The organism is Nonomuraea sp. NPDC049684, from assembly GCF_044465345.1.
Lineage (GTDB): Bacteria > Actinomycetota > Actinomycetes > Streptosporangiales > Streptosporangiaceae > Nonomuraea.
Map to the genome: position 1 here is coordinate 40777 of NZ_JBITLO010000025.1, position 18495 is coordinate 59271.

Sequence of the window (18495 nt, forward strand, 5' to 3'; positions counted from 1 at the left end):
CAGGCAGCCTAGTCTCGGACGATCATGAGCTCAACGTCGCCGATCCTGTCATGGACCGATGGGCGCGAAGAGAGCGAGGATGTCGTCCAGCGCGATCAGGACGACGGCGCCGACCACCGCGGCCCCTGCCGCCGCGACGGCGGGCGCCGCGCCGGGCGTCACGGGGGCGGCCCAGGAGGCCGCCGTCCCCGTGACGGCCACGACGAGAAGCACGCCGGTGCGCACGAGATGGCGGGCCGCCAGCGGGGAGCCGGCGCGGGCGCCGAAGCAGTGACACTCGGCCTGTACGCCGGCCCGCAGCGCCACCGCCAGCCCACCGCCCAGCACCACCAGCAGCGCGTCGGCCGCCATGAAGCCCGCCGTCACGCCGGACGGGAACAGCAAAGCCGCCGGGATGGCGGCTTCGGCCGTGATCAGCGCGGCGGCGACCGGGTGGCGGGCTCGCCGTCCGATGCCCGCGGCGCTCAGCACCGGCACCAAGGAGTCGGCGAACGCACGCCGCGCGGCGGCCCCGCGCAGCTTTCCGAGCGCCGCGACGGCGAACACCACACCGATGAGCACCCGGCAGAAAAGGCAGATCTCCGGCAATCCCACGACCGACAACGTACGTGACGGGCTGCTCCACGGTCGTCCCGCGCAGGAGGGAACCACACCATGCCCGCCTGCACCCGCACGACCGGTTCCTGCCCCCACAGGCGTAGACGGGGTGGAGCCCGCGCGACCCGGACGGCCTCAGAACGGGCTGATCTCGAAGACGCAGCCGTTCCAGGTGATCCGCAGACCGCGCCGGTCATCGTGTAGATGCCGCTGAGTTGTTCGGGGAAGCTCGTGGCGGGAAAGCCGCCCGGGATCTGAACTCAGACGTCACCGGCTCGGCATCGCCCGGGACGATCAAGCGCTGCTCACCGGCCCCCGCGGTGGGCGAGGTCGGGAGGACGAAGGTGGTCATCGTGGGCTTTCCTGGTCTCAGTTCGCGAGGGACAGGACGATCTTGCCGGTGGTACGGCGGCTGTCGCCGAGTTCGTGAGCCTTGGCCGCCTGGTCGAGCGGGAGCACGGTGTCGATCTCGGGACGCAGCAGGCCGGACGCCGCCAGCGCGGCGATCTCCCGCATGCCCGCGTGGTCGGCTTCCACGATCATGAATGCGGCACGCAGGCCGAGGGCGGCGGCCTCGTCGGCCAGGTACGCCTCGGCGGGGGAGGCGAGCGCGACCAGAACGCCACCCGGCCGCAGGGCGCGCAGCGAGCGTGGCCCGTAGGAGCCGCCGATGGTGTCGATGACGGCGTCCACCGGTTCGATGGCCGTCTCGAAGTCGGTCTCGGTGTAGTCGATGAGTTCGTCCGCGCCGAGGCCGCGCAGGAACGCGTGCTTGGCCGTACGGGCGGTGCCGATCACCTGGGCTCCGCGGGCCTTGGCGATCTGGACGGCGAGGTGCCCGACGCCGCCCGCCGCCGCGTGGATCAGCACCCGCTGTCCCGGCCGCACCTGGGCGACGTCCACCAGAGCCTGCCAGGCGGTGAGCGCGGCGAGCGGCAGCGCCGCGGCCTGCTCATGGGTCAGCGCTTCGGGCTTGCGGACCAGGTGCCGGGCCGGGGAGGTCACGTACTCGGCGTAGGTGCCCGCCGGGAGCGGGTGACGCGGCAGGCCGAACACCTCGTCGCCGGGGACGAGGGTCGTCACCCCCGGGCCCGTCGCCTCGACCACGCCGGAGACGTCCCAGCCGAGCCGGACCACCGCGCCGGCCAGCCCTCCAGAGGCGCGATGCCAGGAGTCGGTGGGGTTGACGCCTGCCGCGTGCACCCGTACCAGCACCTCGGCCGGAGCGGGCTCCGGGCGCTCCACCTCGATCACCTTCAGCACCTCGGGCCCGCCGAACCCGTCCTGGCCGATCGCACGCATGTCCATCTCCTGCCTCTGTCGTTCCGGGGCAGTTTCCGTGGCCCCGTGGAGATCAATGCTTGCGGAGTCCGCGCAGGGCAGCCAGTGGCAGGAATGCCAACATGTGGAAGAATCTTGCCATGCATCGCGTTCGCGTCCTGGCTCTGGAAGGCGTCTATCCCTTCGAGCTCAGCATTCCGGTGAGGATCTTCGGCACGGCCGCCGGTCGCGACGGCGAGCCGCTGTACGAGGTCGCCACCTGCAGCCTGGACGGTGGGCCGGTCACCACCAGCGCCGATTTCAGCATCTCCGTGGCCCATGGGAGCGAGGCGCTGCGGTCGGCGGACACTCTGGTCATCCCGCCGTTCACCTGCGGCCCTGACGAGGAAAGGGACTGGCTGCCCGACGGGCTGCGCGAGGCTCTTGCCCTCGTGCCGGCCGACGCCCGGATCGTCTCGATCTGCACTGCTTCGTACGTACTCGCCGCCGCGGGACTGCTCGACGGGCGGCCCGCCACCACTCACTGGAACGAGGCCGAGCACTTCCAGCGGTCCTTCCCGCAGGTCCAGGTGGACGCGAACGTCCTGTTCGTCGACGGCGGGCAGATCCTCACGGCGGCGGGCGTCGCCGCCGGCATCGATCTGTGCCTGCATCTGGTACGCCGTGACCACGGCAGCGAGATCGCCAACCGGGTGGCCAGGCTCTGCGTGGTGCCTCCGTGGCGGGAGGGGGGCCAGGCCCAGTACATCGACCGGCCGATCCCGGAGCAGTCGGCCGCCACCACGGCCCCCACGCGATCGTGGGCCCTGCACGAGTTGCATCGGCCGTTGACTCTGGCCGAACTGGCCGACAACGCCGGCATGAGCGTCCGGACGTTCTGCCGGCGCTTCCGTGACGAGACGGGCCTGCCGCCCGGCCAGTGGCTCACGCGGCAGCGGGTCGAGCGCGCACGGCGGCTGCTGGAGACCACCGACCTGCCGGTCGACCAGGTCGCCGCCCATGCGGGCTTCGGCACCGCCGCCGCTCTCCGCCAGCACCTGGCCACCGTCATCGGCGTTCCGCCTTCGGCCTACCGCCAAGCCTTCCGGGGCAGCCGGCCACCCCGCTCACCCGGCCCCGAGGCCGCCGCCCTCCCTTGATCACGCAGAAGCCGGTACGGCGGGCGCGGCCCGTCCGTCAGGCGGGACGTTCGGGCCGGCGCCAGGAACGAGACCGGCAGGCAGGCGGCGCCGAGCGGCATGAGGTCCTTGTCCACGAACGGGACCATGACGTCGGCGGCCACCAGGACGGGCCTCCACGCCTTGACGCGGCGCCGGACGGCGAGCTGGAGGACCGGGCCGATCTGGGCGAAGGGCATTGCCCGCCCGCCTAGGGTGACCTTGTGCACGTCATCGACATCTCGCCCGATCAGCGTCTGCTCGACCTGCAGCGGGCCGCCTACGCCGTAGAAGCCGCCCTCATCGGCGATGACCGTATCCCGCCCCTGCACGAGCCCCTCGCCGATCTGCTCGCCGCGCCGCTCACCTGGGTCGGCGCCTTCGACGGCGACGCCCTGGTGGGGGCCGTCGCGTGGGAGGCCGACGCGGACACGCTGGACATCAACCGGCTCGTGGTGTCGCCGTCGGCCTTCAGGCGCGGCATCGGGCGACTGCTCGTCGCCACCGCCCTCGACCGGGCCGCCGGCCGTACGGTGCTGGTCTCCACCGGGCGGGACAACACACCCGCCCGGCGGCTCTACGAGGGGTACGGCTTCACCTGGGTGAACGACGCCGAGGTCATCTCCGGCCTCTGGGTCAGCAGCTACCGCCTCACCCCCTGACCCTCTCCCAGCTTCCCGTACAGGAAAGCCCGGCCCGTCGATCAGCGCGACCGGGCCGATCTGGTTCATGGTCAAGGGTGGTGTGGCATCGACGAAGGCCAGCCAGATCACACGGCGGGCCGGCTGCGACGCTGACCAGCGCCTGTTCGGCCCGGCGACGCCGCTCCAGCAGCCAGTCCGGAAAGTACGAGCCCCGCTGTGGCGTCTCACGCTGTGGCCAAGTCCGGCCAGAATGCGAAGAAGGCCTTCAGGAAGTCCGAATAACCGCATTCGCTACTCTTTACCCAAGATCAGAAGGGGGGTGGCTGGGAGCGCGACCCCATTGCGACCAACAGGAGGATCGATGGGGAACGGTGGACGCATACGTCTGGTCCGGTGGGCGCGAGGCGGTTTCGCCCTGGCCTGCAGTGGTCTTCTGGCCGCGTGTGGGGGATGGATGCCGCCGAACCGGTCTGCCCCGGACCCGGCGGTCACCCCCGGGACGTCTGCCGCGATGAGCCCGTCGCCCACTCCGTCGGGTTCCTCGTTCGAGGGACGCGGTCCGGTGCTGTCTGTGAAGAAGGGGCCCTATCCGCACTCGGTTCAGATCGTGGACGCCCAGCTCAGTCCCGACGCTCCGCAGGCCCCGGCACCGCGGGGCCTGACATACATCCAGCTCGTGTTGAAGGTCACCAGCACTCCGGGACGCCCCCTCAAGGCCCCGCACCCCCAGGCGTACTGGGTGGTTCGGTACGACGGCTGCAAGTCCGCTCAGGACGCCAACAGCCAGGTCAGCTGTGGTGGCATGGACGACGGGACCAACTACTTCACCGAAGAGGAGATCCACTCTCAGGAGTACGGCACCGGCATTTCGAAACAGTTCGGCGACCTGGTGGCGGACACCCCGTACTGGACTCGCGCCTGGCAACTGGTACCGGAGAAGGCCGACCTGTCGCGGGCTCAGCTGTGTGAGGGAGTACGTACCGGAACCCCGGACAACTGCATCCCCCTCGGGACGGTTCGCCAGGACGGCGACCAGAGCCCGGCAGGCTGATCGGCCTCGGCCACGCACTGTACGGGGTGGGGCGGTCTGCCATGCCTACGGTTTGCGGACCTTCGACCCGCTGCCCTCTACCAGCGCAAGCGAGCCGAGACCAAGATCCATACCTAGCCTGCGCCAGCGCGGGATCAAGGCGGTCACCCGCGAGAAGAGGGATCAGGCGGCCAACCGCGGGGCGCGTGCGGCGGTGACGAGGGGGTGGAGGAGCCCGTTCTCACCGGGATCGGGCTGGGCGGTTGCCCAGCAGGGCCGGGGCGTTGAGCGCGCAGGCCAGCGCCCCGATCACCAGAGCGTGCACCGCCTGCTCGGCGCGGAACCACAGGGGGAGGGAGCCGGCGATCACCGCGGTGACCATCATGGCCGCCCCGGCCACCGCGGTGATCCACCGCACCCGGGTGTAGGCGCCGCGGCTGCCGGCCTGGGCCTTCTTGACCATGACCAGGCAGATCAGGGAGCCGGCGAGCACGCCGCCGGCCCGGTTCCAGACGGTGGAGCCGGGGTCGGTGCCCAGCGCGGCGACGGCCATGGTCACGGCGAACAGGGCGACGCCGAGACCGGCTGCGGCGTTGGCCAGCCGGACGGCCAGCGGGGAGACGGCGACGGAGAGCGGGGTGGCGCGCTGGGAGGAGATCTGCATCGCGTTCATGTCTTCGACGCTAACATTACATGCATGCTGCAAGCAAGTATACTGGCGGCATGAGACCGAGCGAGAACGACGTCCAGCAGATGGTGAACGCCTTGTTGCAGCTCAGCGACGGTATCGAGCGGGCGCGGCGGCAACGTCCCGGCGCGGGGCTGCTGCGCACGCTGCAACTCCTGGCCGCCAAGGAGCCGGCGCGAACCTCCGATCTGGCCCAGGAGCTCGGCGTGCACCAGTCGTCGGTGACCCGGCAGATCCAGACGCTGGCCAGTAAGGGGCTCGTGCGGACGACCGCCGACCAGAACGACCGGCGGGCCAGCCCGATCACCCTCACCGAGGACGGCCGGCGGGAGCTGGCCCGGCTGGAGGCCGCCGGCCTGAGCCGGTGGATGCGGTTCACCGCGGACTGGGACGCCGAGGAGGTGCGCACCTTGGAGCGGCTGGTGACCAAGCTTCGCGCCTCGATCGCCGACGTCAACGCCGGTCAGCCGCGGACCGGGCCGGACTCCTGACCTGCGAGATCGCCCCTTGACGCCGGCGCGTGCGCGGACCCGCCGCCCCCGGAGTGCCCGGTTCCGGTCGCCGCGGGATCAGCGGTGGTGGATCGACTCCACGGTGTGCAGGTGGGGGTCGAAGTGGTCGGCCAGGGCGGCGGCCTGGCGCATGTGCACCTGCGCCTCCGGGACGGCGAGCATGGCGTGGAAGTCGTCCGCCGACCGCCATTGGGCGTAGTTGACCACCCGGGTGCCGTCGACGCCGGCGTGGATGTTGGCGGAGACGAACCCGGGCAGGTGCCGCATGACGTCTTCGGTGGCCCGCGTCAGCAGGTCGACGAGCTCGCGCTGACGGTCTGCCCGCACGGTGAAGACGTTGATCAGGGTGGCGACGGGAGCGTCGGTGGTGATCGTGGTGGACGGCATGACCTCTCCTTGTGTCAGGTTCCTTACATGCCTCGATTATGTGTAAGGTTCCTGTCATGAGTCAAGAGGATGTCCGGGAACGTATCGGCTACTTGGTCAAGCAGGTCGACCAGGCGTTCCGCCGCGCCGGCGAGGAGCGGCTGCGACCGCTGGGGCTGTCCATCGCCCAGTACGCGCTGCTGCGGGCCCTGGCCGACGCCCCGGGAGCGCCGGCCGCCGAACTGGCCCGCCGTACCTTCGTCACCCGCCAGTCCCTGCGCGACGTGCTCGCCGGCCTCACCGCGGCCGGTCTGGTCTCCGTCGCCGAACGGCCCGGCGTCGGCCGCGCGCTGCCGATCACGCTCACCGGCCCCGGCCGGGCCCTGCTGGACCAGGCCGACGCGATCGTGCTCGATGTGGAGCGGCGCATGACCGCCGGCTTCCCGTCCGAGGAGGTGGGGCACCTGGCCGCGCTGCTCTCCGCCTGCGCCCGGAACCTCGCCGGACAGCCCGCAACCTGACCGGGCGGCCCGCCACCGCCGAGCGCGAGGTCGGCGAGGTCGGCGAGGTCAGCGGCGTCAGCGGCGTCAGCGGGGGAAGCTGATCTCCACGCGGCGGTTCTTGGCCCGGCCGGCGGGGCTGTCGGCGCCTTCGGGCGTGGTGTTGGGCGCCACCGGGTCGGCCGCGCCATGGCCCTGCACGGTGAGAGTGATCCCGGAGCCGGCCAGGAGCTTGGTCAAGGCCCGCCGTACGGCCTGGGCGCGGGCCTGGGAGAGCGCCTGGTTGTAGGCGTCGGAGCCCTTGGCGTCGGTGTAGCCGTCCACGCGCACCTGCTTGCCGTGCGCCTTGGCCGTGAGCAGCCTGGCTGTCTCCGCCAGCCGGCTCCTGGCCTTGGTGGTGAGGGTGGCCTTGTCGAAGGCGAACAGCACGTCCGCCGCCACGATGATCTTGTCGCGGGCGCCGCGGGTCTCCTGGATCAGCGACTCGTCCAGGTTGGATATGCGCTCCCCGATGTCCAGGACGTCGGCGGTGATGTCGCGCGGCTCGCCGGTCAGGTCCAGGATCGGCGCGGTGGCGGGCGGAGCGGTGTTGACGGGCACCTGGACGGGCGGGCGGGGCGTCGGCGTGAGCAGCGCCACCACGAGCAGGAGGTCAGGAAAGGGGGACATCGGCCAGTGTCCCGGCGTGGGGGATGTGGACGTCCAGGGACGTCACGCCCTCCGGAGGGGCGGCGAAGGTCGCGGAGAAGACCGCGGTGTCGCCCGGGTTGAGCGTCAGGTCCTTGGTCCGGCTGCACACGCAGCCGCCCGCGCTGTCCAGCGCGACGAGATGCTTCTTGGCGTTGACCGTGTCGATCAGGTAGACGCCGTCGATGGTGGGGTTGGCCTGCGGGACGGCGGAGAAGGCGTTGTGCACCTGCCAGCCGTCGCCGCCGGTCAGGGCGAGGGTGAAGGTGAGGTTGACGAACCGGTCACGCCGTACCAGCTGGACCACGTCGATGCGGAACCGTCTGCCTTCCACGCTGCCCTCCCGGCCGGCCAGCACCTGATCGGGCGGGGCAGAGGCGGACACCGGGGCCACCGGCGCGCTGGAGGAGATGGGCCCGGAACCGGACGGGGTGGACGGGGCGGGGCCGAGCTGGCACGCCGATAACGTCATGGCCAGCATGGCGGCGGCCACCAGTGAGCGCATCTTCATGGACCCGGAAGTTTACACATAGCCGACATATTCCTCCTGATTCCAGATAGTCAGCGGGCCGGGCGACGTCCTTGACGGATCAGAAGAACGACATTTCTTTCGTGCGTCAGCCTCTCAGGAGTGCCAACCTTTTGCGGCGTCCACGGCGTTGGGAGGATACCTAGATCAGGGAGAGACGTTGGATCGTGATACCGGTTTCCTGGCGTTCGTCAATGCTCACCAACGTCCGTTGATGCGTCTGGCCTACTTGCTCACCGGAGAGGTCCACCTCGCCGAGGACCTCCTGCAAGGCGTGCTGCTCCGCATGATCGGACGGTGGCCGAAGTTACGCCACATCGACAACCTCGACGCGTACGCGCGAAAGATCATGGTGAACCAGCACATCTCATGGCGGCGTCGCCGACGCTCCAGCGAGGTGCTGAGCGCCGTGCCGCCCGAACGCGCGTACTCCTCCGAGGACGGCGCCGTGTTGCGGATCGTGCTGCACCAGGCGCTCATGCGGCTGACGCCCAAACAGCGCGCGGTGCTCGTCCTGCGCTTCTACGAGGACCGCACCGAACGGGAGGTCGCCGACCTGCTGGGCTGCTCGGTCGGCACAGTCAAGAGCCAGGCGCACCACGCGCTGGGCCGCCTGAGGGCGCTGGCGCCCGAACTCGCGCCGCGACTGCCCGAATTGGACCGCCCGACCCGTCACGAGGGGATCCGCCGATGACCTGGCTCAGACAACAGCTCGGCCGCATCGCCGACGACATGCCCGAACGTGACCTGGGCGCCAGGACGATCGCGATCCACCAGCGCAGACGGCGCAACTTCATGACGCTCACGGCGGTCGCCATGGTTGTCGTCACCGTGCTCGCCGCCACTGTCGGGGTACGGGCGCTGTCGTCCGAGCCGCGCGCCGCCACCCGGCCGGCCGGTTCGCCCGAGCAGTCCTTGATCAAGGTCGGCGTGGTGCCGACCGTGGAGTCCGCGCCCGTGTTCGTGGCCCGGGCCAAGGGTTACTTCCAGGAGGAGGGCCTGACGGTCGAGCCGGTGGTCGTGACCGGCCCCGCCGCCGCGGTGCACCAGGTCGGCAAGGGCGAGCTGGACCTGGCGCAGACCGACTACGCCATGGCTTTCGCGGCGAACGAGGCGGGCAAGCAATTCAAGATCGTCACCAGCATGTACCAAGCCGCGCAGGGCAGCTACGCGATCGTCGCCAACGCCAAATCGAAGATCACGAGCACGGCCGGGCTGAGGCGCAAGACGATAGCAGTGCCGAACATCGCAGGGATCGGACCGCTGGCGCTGAGGGCAGCGCTGGACAGGGCCGGGCTGACGTTGCGGGACGTCGTCCTGGTCGAGTGGCCCTACCCCCAGATGCTCGGCCTGCTGAACAGGGGCCAGGTGGACGCGGCCTTGCTCGCCGAGCCGTACATCACCCTGAGCCGCCAGGACGGACGCTCGCGGATCCTGGAGGACGCCATGACCCGGAGCTTCTCCGGCCTGCACACCGCGGGCATGATGGCCACGGCCGAGTGGACCCGGCACAACCCCCGCACGCTGGCCGCCTTCCAGCGCGCGCTGGCGAAGGCGCAACGCCTGATCGCGGACGATCCGCAGCAGGCGCGCGACCTGCTGCCCACCTACACGAGGATCACCCGCCCGCAGCTCGCGGACGTCGCGTTCGGTTCCTACCCGGCCAAGCTGGACCTGTCAGAGCTCCAGCGGGTCGCCGACCTGGCCCACGCCTACAAGCTCCTCAAACGTCCGGCGGACGTCCGCGGCGTCGTCATGACGGGCGGATGAGGCCCGAGCGCTGCCGCCCCGAGATCGTACGTACGGGCTCAGGGGCACCTCCCCGTCATCGGATGGGCAGGTCGGCGACCGGTTCGAAGCCCGGGATCTGCACGGTGACGGATCGCACGTCCGCGGGCGGCTTGAACATCGCCCACAACGTGTACTCCTCACCCTTGGTCACCAGGTATTCCGGGCGGAGCACCGACAGCAGGTAGGGGCCCACGCCGACGTTGTGCTTGGCGTCACGCAGCGGCCGGTAGCGGCGCGGGCCGTCGACGAGCGCCGCGCCGCTCGTGCTTGCCTCGGCGTACACCCCGCCCCAGTCGTAGGAGGAGGACCAGGCGTTGATCGGGATGTCGTCGTCGTTGCGGATGGTCCACACGAGGTTCACGTAGCCGCCTGCGTCCCTGGTCAGCTCGTTGATGCGGACCTCGGCCCGGCGCGGCCAGCTCCGGTCGCTCTCGATGTCGGGCGCCTTGCCGACGGGCGCGGTGCCGAGCACCGGCGACGCGGTCGTGGAGGGGGAGGGAGAGGCGGGCGCGGGCGCTGTGGCGGCGGGCGTCGGCTGGGCGGGCTCGGGTGCCGGGCGGGCGAAGGTGATGCTGACGCGCCGGTTGGTGGCGCGGCCGCGGGCGTTCTCGTTGCTCGCGATCGGCTCGTGCGAGCCGTGGCCTCGCGTCCGGTAGATGACGCCCGAGCGGGTCACCAGCTTCTCCAGGGCGTTCTGTACGCTGCGGGCCCGCCGCTGGGACAACGGGTCGTTGATGCCGTCGCTCCCGGTGTCGTCGGTGTGGCCGTCGACGGCGACCTCCTCGCCCCTGGAGCGGTCGATCTGAGCGGCCACGTCCTTCAGCACGGTCCGAGCCTTAGGGGACAGGTCCGCCTTGTTCACGGCGAACAGCACGTCCGTCGAGAGCCGCACCGACACCTGACGCCCGTCGTCGTCCTGTGCCGCGCCCGCCTGCTCGACCTGGTTGACGATCGACAGCACCACCGGTTCACCGACCCGGCTGGAGTTGGGATCCACCGGATCCCCGCCGCCGTCGTCGACCCGCAAGGGCGTCGGCGCGGCCTCCCCCAGCGGGACGTCGAGGAACGGCGGCGCCTGCGGGAAGATCACGTCCAGCTGCGTGATGTCGGCGGGCGGAGCGGGGAAGACGGCCACCAGCTCCTGCTCCTGGCCCGCCTTGACGGTCGGCCAGCCCCGCGTGCACTGGCAGTCGCCGTTGCGGTAGGCGCGCGGGAAGTACCAGCGGCCGTGGGCGCTGTCGAGCAGGGACACGCCGCCGATCGCGTTCGAACCGATGTCGGCGCTGTGCCAGGGCACGGCCAAGCTCGCGCTGAAGGAGTAGTCCTCCCGCAGGTCGTTACGCACCCGCCATCGGGCCACGACAGCCGTCGGGGAGACCCGGTCCAGGGCCAGCAGGTCGACCGAGACCTTGGCGCCGATCGCCAGCGCCCGCGTGCCCAGAGGTGCTCGACCGGTGGCCGGCGCCACCGGAGCGGAGGTGGACTCGCTCCGGCGAGCTTGCTCGGTGGCCCGCTGCGCGGACGGGCCGGCGCCGCTGCAGCCGCCCGAAGCCAGGGTCATCAGAACAACCCCAGCGGTCGCCCCTAAGACGGACATCACCGACCTCATCGTGCACCTTCCCCAATTGTCGCGGTGGCAGGCGACTCTATCGTTCCCGGGTGACCAGAAGATCACATAACCGGAGAAGGGCGGGCAATGGCGCAGGAGACCTCCGAAGGGCGAACGATGGTGAACACGGCAATGCGGGTCGGTGACATTCCGGGAGCCGGGGGATGACAGATGCCGCGTTTCGGCATGGCGCTGCACCGAATAGCGGGGTCTCTGCTGTGTCGTGCGATCCTCAGCCGGACGCGTGAAAGCGGTAAATCAATACTGAGTAAATCAATACTGATTTAATGGCGGATCATGAACTTTGGCAGGCTTTCAGCGAGCGGCCGGATTCTGGTCGTGGCGCTGCTCTCCCTCTGTGGCTGCTCCCTCCCGTCGGCGCCGGTGGCCACCGCACGGGAGCCATCCGTCATCCCGTCCACCACGCCCGCTGCCACCACGTCCGCTGCCACCACGCCCGCCGACGCTCCAGCGCTGGCCACGCTGTACGGCGACGGCCACACCGACGGCCTGGCCGCGGCGCGCATCGACGTGATCGGGCTGGAACGCAGCGCCCCCAACGCCGTCACCGCGCGATTCCGGATCAGCGCCGACCGGGACGAGGTCCGTCTGGAGGGCTTCCACGCGGGCCAGCTTGCCGGGGACACCCCCTACGACTACATCCAGGCCGCCTCCGGCTTCTACCTCCTGGACGACCCGCGCTTCTCCGTCTACTACCCGATGAAGAAGGACAACGCCGAGGTACGGGCCCGCTGCCTGTGCAGCTACTCCGGGCCGCTCGCCAAGGCCACCCCCGGCAGTCCCGCGCTGATGTGGGCCACCTACCAGGTGCCGCCGGAGACCACCAGCCTGGCCGTCGGCTTCGACAGCGCCGGGTTGACCGCGCCCCTGCCTATCAGCCCCGCCGGCACCGGCCCACGCCTGGACGGCGAGCCGGACGCCGCCGCCATCGCCGCCGCCTTCCCGCTCACCGTCCCGCTCGCCACCCGCTCCACCGCCACCACGACCTCGGTGACCGAGTCGGACCAGCAGGTGGAGCTCGCGCTCAACACCGACGTCCTGTTCGCCTTCGACAAGGCGACCCTCACCGCCCGCGCCAGGAAGACACTGCAGCGCGTCGCGGAGCGCGTGCGAACCGAGGCCCAGGGGGACGTGCGGGTCGTCGGGCACACCGACGACGTCGGCGACGACGCGTACAACATGGACCTGTCCCTACGGCGGGCCAAGGCCGTGCAGAAGGCGCTGACCGGCCTCGTCGGCCCGACCCCCTTGCAGGTGGAGGGCAAGGGCGAGACGGAACCCGCCGTGGCGGCGACCTCCGACGCCGCCCGCGCCCGCAACCGGCGGGTCGAGGTGACCTTCCAGCGGCTGCCCAAGCCGGCCGGCGCGCCCCGCACGCCCGTTCCGACGCCGTCCAGCACGGCGACGGCGACGGCGACCGGGACCGTTCCGACGGCCACCGGCCTGCGCGAGCTGACCGGCCTCAAGGCCGACCTGCAAGAGCTGAGACGCATCAGCGACAGGACCCTCATCGCCACCGTCACCTTCCGCCACGCCGGCGGCGGCGGCAAGGTCTCCTTGGAGAGGGGAGCCTGGGACGCCGACGTCGACCAGCAGGCCGGGATCTACGGCTACAAGCTCGACTTCTTCTGGCTCGCGCTGGCCGACGCGGCTCACACGCGCTACTTCCCGCTGACCACGCCCGGCCGCCTCGACGTGCCCCGGCACTGCGTCTGCTCCACCACGGTGCTGAAATCGCTGGGAGCGGGCGAGCAGATCCGGATGTTCGTGCTGATGACCGCCCCACCGGCCGACGTGACCAGCGTGGACGTGAACCTGTTCGGGTTCACCCCGATGCACGGCGTGCCCATCACCGGCTGACCTCTCCCGCCCGGCCGCCCTTCCTGCCGACGGGGTACAGGCCTGACCGGAGAAAGGATCTCAACTGAGGCAGAATTCGTTGCCCTCGATGTCCTGCATCACGATGACCGACTCGTTCTCTTCGTCGGCAGGCAGTAGCCGCTCGCGTACCGCGCCGAGCGCGATCAGCCGGGCGCATTCGGCCTCGAGTGTGGCCAGGCGCTCGGCGCCCACGAGCCCGGTAGCGACCCGCACGTCAAGGTGCACTCGATTCTTGACGACCTTGCCTTCGGGAACTCGCTGGAAGTAGAGCCGGGGACCCGCACCCGAGGGGTCGCTGCATGCGAACCACGAGTTGCGCTGCTCGGGCGGCAACGAGCGGTTGTAGTCGTCCCAACTGGCGAACCCCTCCGGCGGGGACGGTGCGACATATCCCAACACCTCGCACCAGAACCGCGCGACGCGCTCAGGCTCCGCACAATCAAAAGCGACTTGAACCTTTTTAACCGACACCATGGGGCAATCATCCCATAGGTCGCGCTACACGCTGTGCCCCACCAGTCGCCCGGGGCACCGAGCGGACCTCCGAACAGGTCTCCGAGAGCTGAGGTGGTCGGCGCCGTCGCGAAGTGAGCGGTCAGAGGCGGAAGCAGGGCGTGGCGCAGGCGCCGGCGGTCGGCCTCGTCGGTCTGCCAGAGTCCGGCCGGCACGGTGGCGGCGGCGTGCGCCTTGGCGTCGGCGTCCTGTTCGGGGAAGCGCAGCCGGACGGGGACCCGATCGACCAGGACCTCGCCGAGCTCGTCGGTGCCAGCTCGGCCATCGGGGCCTCCACTCGCTCCCTGACCTACGACGCGCTGCGTGCCTGCGCCGCCGACGGCGAACTGCACCCCGGCGAGATCGAGGCCGTCCGAACCATGAACGCCCGGCTCGGCCACCCCGACGCCCTCGCCGACCAATGGCTGGAGCTGCACCAGGAGGAGCAGACGACAACGGCAGGCCTGCCGACCGGCGGGCCTGCCCGTCCCGAACAGTCGGGATCGCGCCCATCCCGCGGAGCCGGCCGACGACCGACCCGCACCTGGCTGCCCATGCCAGGCCACCGCCACCTGCGCTCGCTACGCGCACGCGGGTGATGGAGGTACGAGTCACTGGTACGGGAGATGCGCGAGGAGACCGAATCTTCCGTACAAACCGTACGGGACGGCTGTAACCAGTTGTGATCGGCCAGCGACATACAGGTGGCGCCGGTCGAGGGCGCGTAGCCGCACGACTGCCGAGGAGGCCGTGTGTCCGAGTCCGCCGACGCCGATCCGGACCGTCCCGAGCCGGACCGTCCCGATCCGGACCGTCCCGATCCGGGTGGGATCGCCACCCGGCAGGAGTTCGCGCGCGAGCTCTCGGCGCTACGCGAGCGGGCCGGTCTGACCGTACGGCAGGTGGCGGCCAAGGCCGGCGCGTACGGCGCGCACAGCACCCTCGGCGACTGGTTCGCCGGCCGCGGGCTGCCGTCCCCGTCCTCGCGTGACCTGCTGGAACGGGTGCTGGAAGTGTGCGGCGTGGCCGATCCGGCGCAGGCCGGCGCGTGGCTGGACGCCTGGCGGCGGGTACGGCGGGCTCCCGGCCGCCGCGTCGCCGGTCCCGAGCCGTACCGGGGACTGGCCCCCTTCCAGCCGGAGGACGCGGGCTGGTTCTTCGGGCGGCGCGCGCTGACCGCCCGGCTGCTTGAGCAGGTGGCCGGGATGAGGGCAGCGGGCGGGGGCGTACGGCTGGTGGTGGGACCCTCCGGGTCGGGCAAGTCCTCCCTGCTGCGGGCCGGCGTGGTCGCGGCCCTCCGCGACGGCGCCCTGCCCGGCTCCGCGCACTGGCTGGTGGTCGTGACGGTCCCCGGTGCGCGGCCGGTGGCCGAGCTGGCCGCCCGGCTGGCGGCACTGGCCCACGTGCCGGCGCGCGAGATCGGCGCGGACGTCCGCGAGGACCCCGGGGCCGCCGCCAGGTACGTCGGCCGGGCAGGCGACCGGCCGCTGGTGCTGGTGGTGGACCAGTTCGAGGAAGTGTTCACCGAGTGCGGGGACGAGGCGGAGCGGCGCGACTTCATCGCCGCCGTGCGTGCCGCGGCCGCGCCGCCCGGCGGCGCGCTCGTGCTGCTGGGGCTGCGTGCCGACTTCTACGCGGCGGCGTTGCGGCATCCGGAGCTGGTCGCGCTCGCGCAGGACGGCCAGCTCGCCGTCGGCCCGATGGAGGAGGCCGAACTGCGCGAGGCCATCGTGGAGCCGGCCAGGCGCGCCGGCGTCGAGATCGAGGACGGCCTGGTGGAGCTGCTGCTGCGGCAGGTCGCCCCGTCCGGGGGCGTCGCCGCGGACGGCGGGGCGCACGAGGCCGGTGTGCTCCCGCTGCTGTCGCACGCCCTGTACACCACCTGGCGCCAGGGGCAGGGCAGGAGCCTGACCGTGGCCGCCTACCACGCGGTGGGCGGCATCGAGGGCGCGGTGGCGGCCAGCGCGGACGCCGTCCACGACGGGCTCACCGGCCGCCGCCGCGAACTGGCCCGCCGTCTCTTCCTTCACCTGGTGCACGTCGCGCCCGACGCCGCCGACACCCGGCGCAGGGCGACCATGGCCGAGCTGCTCGACGGCTGCGACGGCGAGGAGGCGGCCGAGATGGAGGAGGTCCTCGACCGGTTCGTCGCGCGCCGGCTCATCACCGCGGGCGCGGACACCGTCGAGATCAGCCACGAGGCCCTGCTGCGCGCCTGGCCGCTGCTGCGGTCCTGGGTGGACGCCGACCGTGCCGGGCTGGTCGTCGCGCGCCGGCTCACCGCCGACGCCGCGGCCTGGGTACGCCTCCACCGCGACCCCGACGCGCTGTATCGCGGCGCAGGCCTGGTCGCGGCGCAGGAGTGGGCCGCCGGCTATGACGGGCGGCTCCCGGCCGACGCGCGGGAGTTCCTGGAGGCGAGCGTTCGCCAGTCCCGGCGGCGGACCCGCCGGTTGCACCAGGCCGTCGCCACGCTCGCGGCCCTTCTGGTGCTGGCCCTGGTCGCGTCCGGCATGGCGGTACGCGCCCAGCGGGCCGCCGCCGACGCCGAGCGCACCGCCACGTACCAGCGCGACCAGGCGCTCTCGCGGAAGACGGCGACGGACACCGGCGCGTTGCGCGTCACCGACCCGGGCCTGGCCGCGCAGCTCGCCCTGGCCGCCTACCGGCTGTCGCCCACCGCCGAAGCCAGGGGCGCCCTGCTCAGCGCGGTGGCCGGAATGCCGGCCACCCTGCTGACCGGCCACGAGAACGCCGTCTACGGAGCCGCCTTCCAGCCCGGCGGGAGCCTGCTGGCCACGGCGAGCACCGACCGGACCACGCGACTGTGGGACGTGCGCCGTCCACGCCGTCCGCAGGCTCTGGCGGTCCTCCGCGGCCACCTCGGGGCGGTGGCGGCGGTGGCGTTCGCGCCGGGCGGCGGCGTCCTGGCCACCGCCGGTGACGATCGCACGGCGCGGCTGTGGGACGTGTCAGACCCGCACGCACCGCGCCCGCTGGCCGTGCTGACCGGCCACACCCAGGGCATCCGGCACGTGTCGTTCAGCCCGAGCGGCCGCACCCTGGCGACGGCGGGCTATGACGGCGTCCCGAGGTTGTGGGACGTGTCCGCCCCCGCACGTCCGCAGCTGGCCGCCGCACTGCCCGTCGAGCCCGGCACGATGACCATGGCGGTCTTCGCCCCCGCCGGTGACGTCCTGGTCACCGCCGGGCCCGGCGGCACCGCGCGGCTGTGGGACGTCGCCGACCCGCGCCGACCCCGGCGCCTGGCCGACCTCGAAGGCCACACCGCCGCGATCCTGGCCGCGCGGTTCAGCCCGGACGGCCGCACGCTCGCCACCGCCGGCTTCGACAGGACGGTACGGCTGTGGGACGTCGCCCGCCCGCGGAAGCCGAAGCCGATCGGCACCCTCACCGGGCACACCAACGGCGTCGCGGCGCTGGCGTTCAGCCCGGACGGCCGGCGGCTCGCCAGCGGCGGCTACGACATGACCGTACGGCTGTGGGACCTCCAGCGGCCCGCGAGCATCCCCCTGGCCCTGACCGGGCACGCCGACACGGTCCTCGCCGCGGAGTTCCAGCCCGGCGGTGAAACGCTCGCCACCACCTCCAGAGACGGAAGCATCCGGCTCTGGGACCTGCGGGCGCCGCTGATCGGCGGGCAGGACGGCACCGTCTACACGGTCGCCGTCAGCCCCGACGGCCGCACCCTGGTCACGGGGGCCGACCGGACAGCGCGACTGTGGAGTCTGTCCCCCGGACGCCCGCCCATGCCGAGGGCCGTCCTGACCGGCCACACCGACGGCATCGTCCGGGCGGTGTGGCGGCCGGACGGCAAGGTGCTCGCCACCGCCGGCCTCGACTTCACCGTCCGGCTCTGGCAGGCCGGCGACGACGGGCGCGCCGGCCCGCTCGCCACCATCAGGGCCCACACCGACAACGTGTACTCGGCCGCCTTCGATCCGTCCGGGCGGACCCTGGCCACCGTGGGCGCCGACCGTACCGTGCGCATGTGGGACGTGGCCGATCCACGCCACCCTCGGCCGCTGGCGACGGTCACCGGGCACGGCGACACGGTCCTGTCGGTGGCCTTCTCGCCCGACGGCCGCACTCTGGCCACCGGCGCCGCCGACCGCACCGTACGACTGTGGGACGTCACCGACACCCGGCACCCGGCCGTCACCGCCACCCTGACCGGCCACCGCAACGCCGTCAACGACGTGGCGTTCAGCCCGGACGGCCGCCGCCTGGCCTCGGCGGGCGCCGACGGCGTGGTCCTGCTCCACGACGTCGCCGCCCGGCCCGACCGGCGGCCGCCCGTGCCGTTGACCGGCCACACCAGCGCGGTCGCCGCCGTGACCTTCCAGCCGGGGGGCCGGCTGCTGGCCTCCGCCGGCTTCGACGGCACCGTCCACCTGTGGGACCTCACGCGCGCCGGCCGGCCGGACGCCACGGTCACGCTGAACGGCCACACCGACCGGGTGTACGCCGCCGCATTCAGCCCGGACGGCCGCACGCTGGTCACCGGCGGCGTCGACGCGACCGTCCGGCTCTGGGAGACCGACACCGGCCGCGCCGCCCTGCTGGCCTGCGCGCTCGCCTACCCGGTGATCAGCCCGGCGGAATGGGCCCGCCGCATGCCGGGCCTGGCCTATCGTCCCCCCTGCCCGTGACCGGGACGGGCGGGGTCATGTCCCGGCAGCTTCGCGG

The 18495-nt window shown here is 72.1% G+C and carries 18 protein-coding genes; 10 read left to right on the plus strand and 8 right to left on the minus strand.

The window, feature by feature from the left end; all coding sequences use genetic code 11:
• Positions 1-48 precede the first annotated feature (48 nt).
• Positions 49-594: a MauE/DoxX family redox-associated membrane protein gene (locus ACIBST_RS46550; RefSeq protein ID WP_397179873.1), complete on the minus strand. Its 546-nt coding sequence runs from the start codon at positions 592-594 to the stop codon at positions 49-51.
• A gap of 372 nt (positions 595-966) precedes the next feature.
• Positions 967-1899: an NADP-dependent oxidoreductase gene (locus ACIBST_RS46555; protein ID WP_397179874.1), complete on the minus strand. Its 933-nt coding sequence runs from the start codon at positions 1897-1899 to the stop codon at positions 967-969.
• A gap of 119 nt (positions 1900-2018) precedes the next feature.
• Here ACIBST_RS46555 and ACIBST_RS46560 point away from each other — a divergent pair, with 119 nt between their 5' ends.
• The 3 genes from ACIBST_RS46560 (at position 2019) to ACIBST_RS46570 (ending at position 4730) form a co-directional block, all read left to right on the plus strand.
• On the plus strand, positions 2019-3017 hold the full coding sequence (locus ACIBST_RS46560) for a GlxA family transcriptional regulator (RefSeq protein ID WP_397179875.1): 999 nt from the start codon (positions 2019-2021) through the stop codon (positions 3015-3017).
• 242 nt (positions 3018-3259) lie between these two features.
• On the plus strand, positions 3260-3697 hold the full coding sequence (locus ACIBST_RS46565; protein WP_397179876.1) for a GNAT family N-acetyltransferase: 438 nt from the start codon (positions 3260-3262) through the stop codon (positions 3695-3697).
• Between the two features lie 544 nt (positions 3698-4241).
• On the plus strand, positions 4242-4730 hold the full coding sequence (locus ACIBST_RS46570; RefSeq protein ID WP_397179877.1) for a hypothetical protein: 489 nt from the start codon (positions 4242-4244) through the stop codon (positions 4728-4730).
• A 220-nt stretch (positions 4731-4950) separates the two neighbouring features.
• On the opposite strand, the gene ACIBST_RS46575 is transcribed toward ACIBST_RS46570, so the two are convergent.
• Positions 4951-5382 carry a hypothetical protein gene (locus ACIBST_RS46575; RefSeq protein ID WP_397179878.1) on the minus strand — a complete coding sequence of 144 codons (432 nt, stop codon included), beginning with the start codon at positions 5380-5382 and terminating at the stop codon, positions 4951-4953.
• 50 nt (positions 5383-5432) lie between these two features.
• Between ACIBST_RS46575 and ACIBST_RS46580 the strand changes: the two genes are divergently transcribed.
• A complete protein-coding gene (locus ACIBST_RS46580; protein ID WP_397179879.1) occupies positions 5433-5888 on the plus strand; it encodes a MarR family winged helix-turn-helix transcriptional regulator in 456 nt (151 codons plus the stop codon).
• A gap of 78 nt (positions 5889-5966) precedes the next feature.
• Here the strand turns inward: ACIBST_RS46580 and ACIBST_RS46585 are convergent, their stop codons facing one another.
• Positions 5967-6296 (minus strand): antibiotic biosynthesis monooxygenase family protein, encoded by a 330-nt coding sequence (locus ACIBST_RS46585; protein WP_397179880.1) that lies wholly within the window; start codon positions 6294-6296, stop codon positions 5967-5969.
• Positions 6297-6352: 56 nt separating this feature from the next.
• Between ACIBST_RS46585 and ACIBST_RS46590 the strand changes: the two genes are divergently transcribed.
• Positions 6353-6796, plus strand: a complete 444-nt coding sequence (locus ACIBST_RS46590; RefSeq protein WP_397179881.1) for a MarR family winged helix-turn-helix transcriptional regulator — start codon at positions 6353-6355, stop codon at positions 6794-6796.
• 66 nt (positions 6797-6862) lie between these two features.
• On the opposite strand, the gene ACIBST_RS46595 is transcribed toward ACIBST_RS46590, so the two are convergent.
• Both ACIBST_RS46595 and ACIBST_RS46600 read right to left on the minus strand, forming a co-directional pair.
• Positions 6863-7444, minus strand: coding sequence for an OmpA family protein (locus tag ACIBST_RS46595; RefSeq protein WP_397179882.1), 582 nt, complete (start codon positions 7442-7444; stop codon positions 6863-6865).
• Complete coding sequence (locus ACIBST_RS46600; RefSeq protein WP_397179883.1) at positions 7428-7973, minus strand: hypothetical protein; 546 nt, start codon at positions 7971-7973, stop codon at positions 7428-7430. Before ACIBST_RS46600 ends, ACIBST_RS46595 begins: the two co-directional genes overlap by 17 nt.
• A gap of 178 nt (positions 7974-8151) precedes the next feature.
• On the opposite strand from ACIBST_RS46600, the gene ACIBST_RS46605 reads away from it, so the two are divergent.
• Both ACIBST_RS46605 and ACIBST_RS46610 read left to right on the plus strand, forming a co-directional pair.
• A complete protein-coding gene (locus ACIBST_RS46605) occupies positions 8152-8685 on the plus strand; it encodes a SigE family RNA polymerase sigma factor (protein WP_397179884.1) in 534 nt (177 codons plus the stop codon).
• Complete coding sequence (locus ACIBST_RS46610; RefSeq protein ID WP_397179885.1) at positions 8682-9761, plus strand: ABC transporter substrate-binding protein; 1080 nt, start codon at positions 8682-8684, stop codon at positions 9759-9761. Before ACIBST_RS46605 ends, ACIBST_RS46610 begins: the two co-directional genes overlap by 4 nt.
• Before the next feature lie 55 nt (positions 9762-9816).
• On the opposite strand, the gene ACIBST_RS46615 is transcribed toward ACIBST_RS46610, so the two are convergent.
• Positions 9817-11343 (minus strand): OmpA family protein, encoded by a 1527-nt coding sequence (locus ACIBST_RS46615; RefSeq protein WP_397179886.1) that lies wholly within the window; start codon positions 11341-11343, stop codon positions 9817-9819.
• Positions 11344-11775: 432 nt separating this feature from the next.
• Here ACIBST_RS46615 and ACIBST_RS46620 point away from each other — a divergent pair, with 432 nt between their 5' ends.
• On the plus strand, positions 11776-13272 hold the full coding sequence (locus ACIBST_RS46620) for an OmpA family protein (RefSeq protein ID WP_397179887.1): 1497 nt from the start codon (positions 11776-11778) through the stop codon (positions 13270-13272).
• Positions 13273-13332: 60 nt separating this feature from the next.
• On the opposite strand, the gene ACIBST_RS46625 is transcribed toward ACIBST_RS46620, so the two are convergent.
• Complete coding sequence (locus ACIBST_RS46625; protein WP_397179888.1) at positions 13333-13767, minus strand: VOC family protein; 435 nt, start codon at positions 13765-13767, stop codon at positions 13333-13335.
• 140 nt (positions 13768-13907) lie between these two features.
• On the opposite strand from ACIBST_RS46625, the gene ACIBST_RS46630 reads away from it, so the two are divergent.
• Both ACIBST_RS46630 and ACIBST_RS46635 read left to right on the plus strand, forming a co-directional pair.
• The gene (locus ACIBST_RS46630; RefSeq protein ID WP_397179889.1) at positions 13908-14384 is read left to right on the plus strand and encodes a hypothetical protein; all 477 of its coding nucleotides are present in this window, start codon (positions 13908-13910) and stop codon (positions 14382-14384) included.
• Between the two features lie 153 nt (positions 14385-14537).
• Entirely contained in the window at positions 14538-18458 is a 3921-nt protein-coding gene (locus ACIBST_RS46635; RefSeq protein WP_397179890.1) for a helix-turn-helix domain-containing protein, read from the plus strand.
• Positions 18459-18495: the final 37 nt, after the last annotated feature.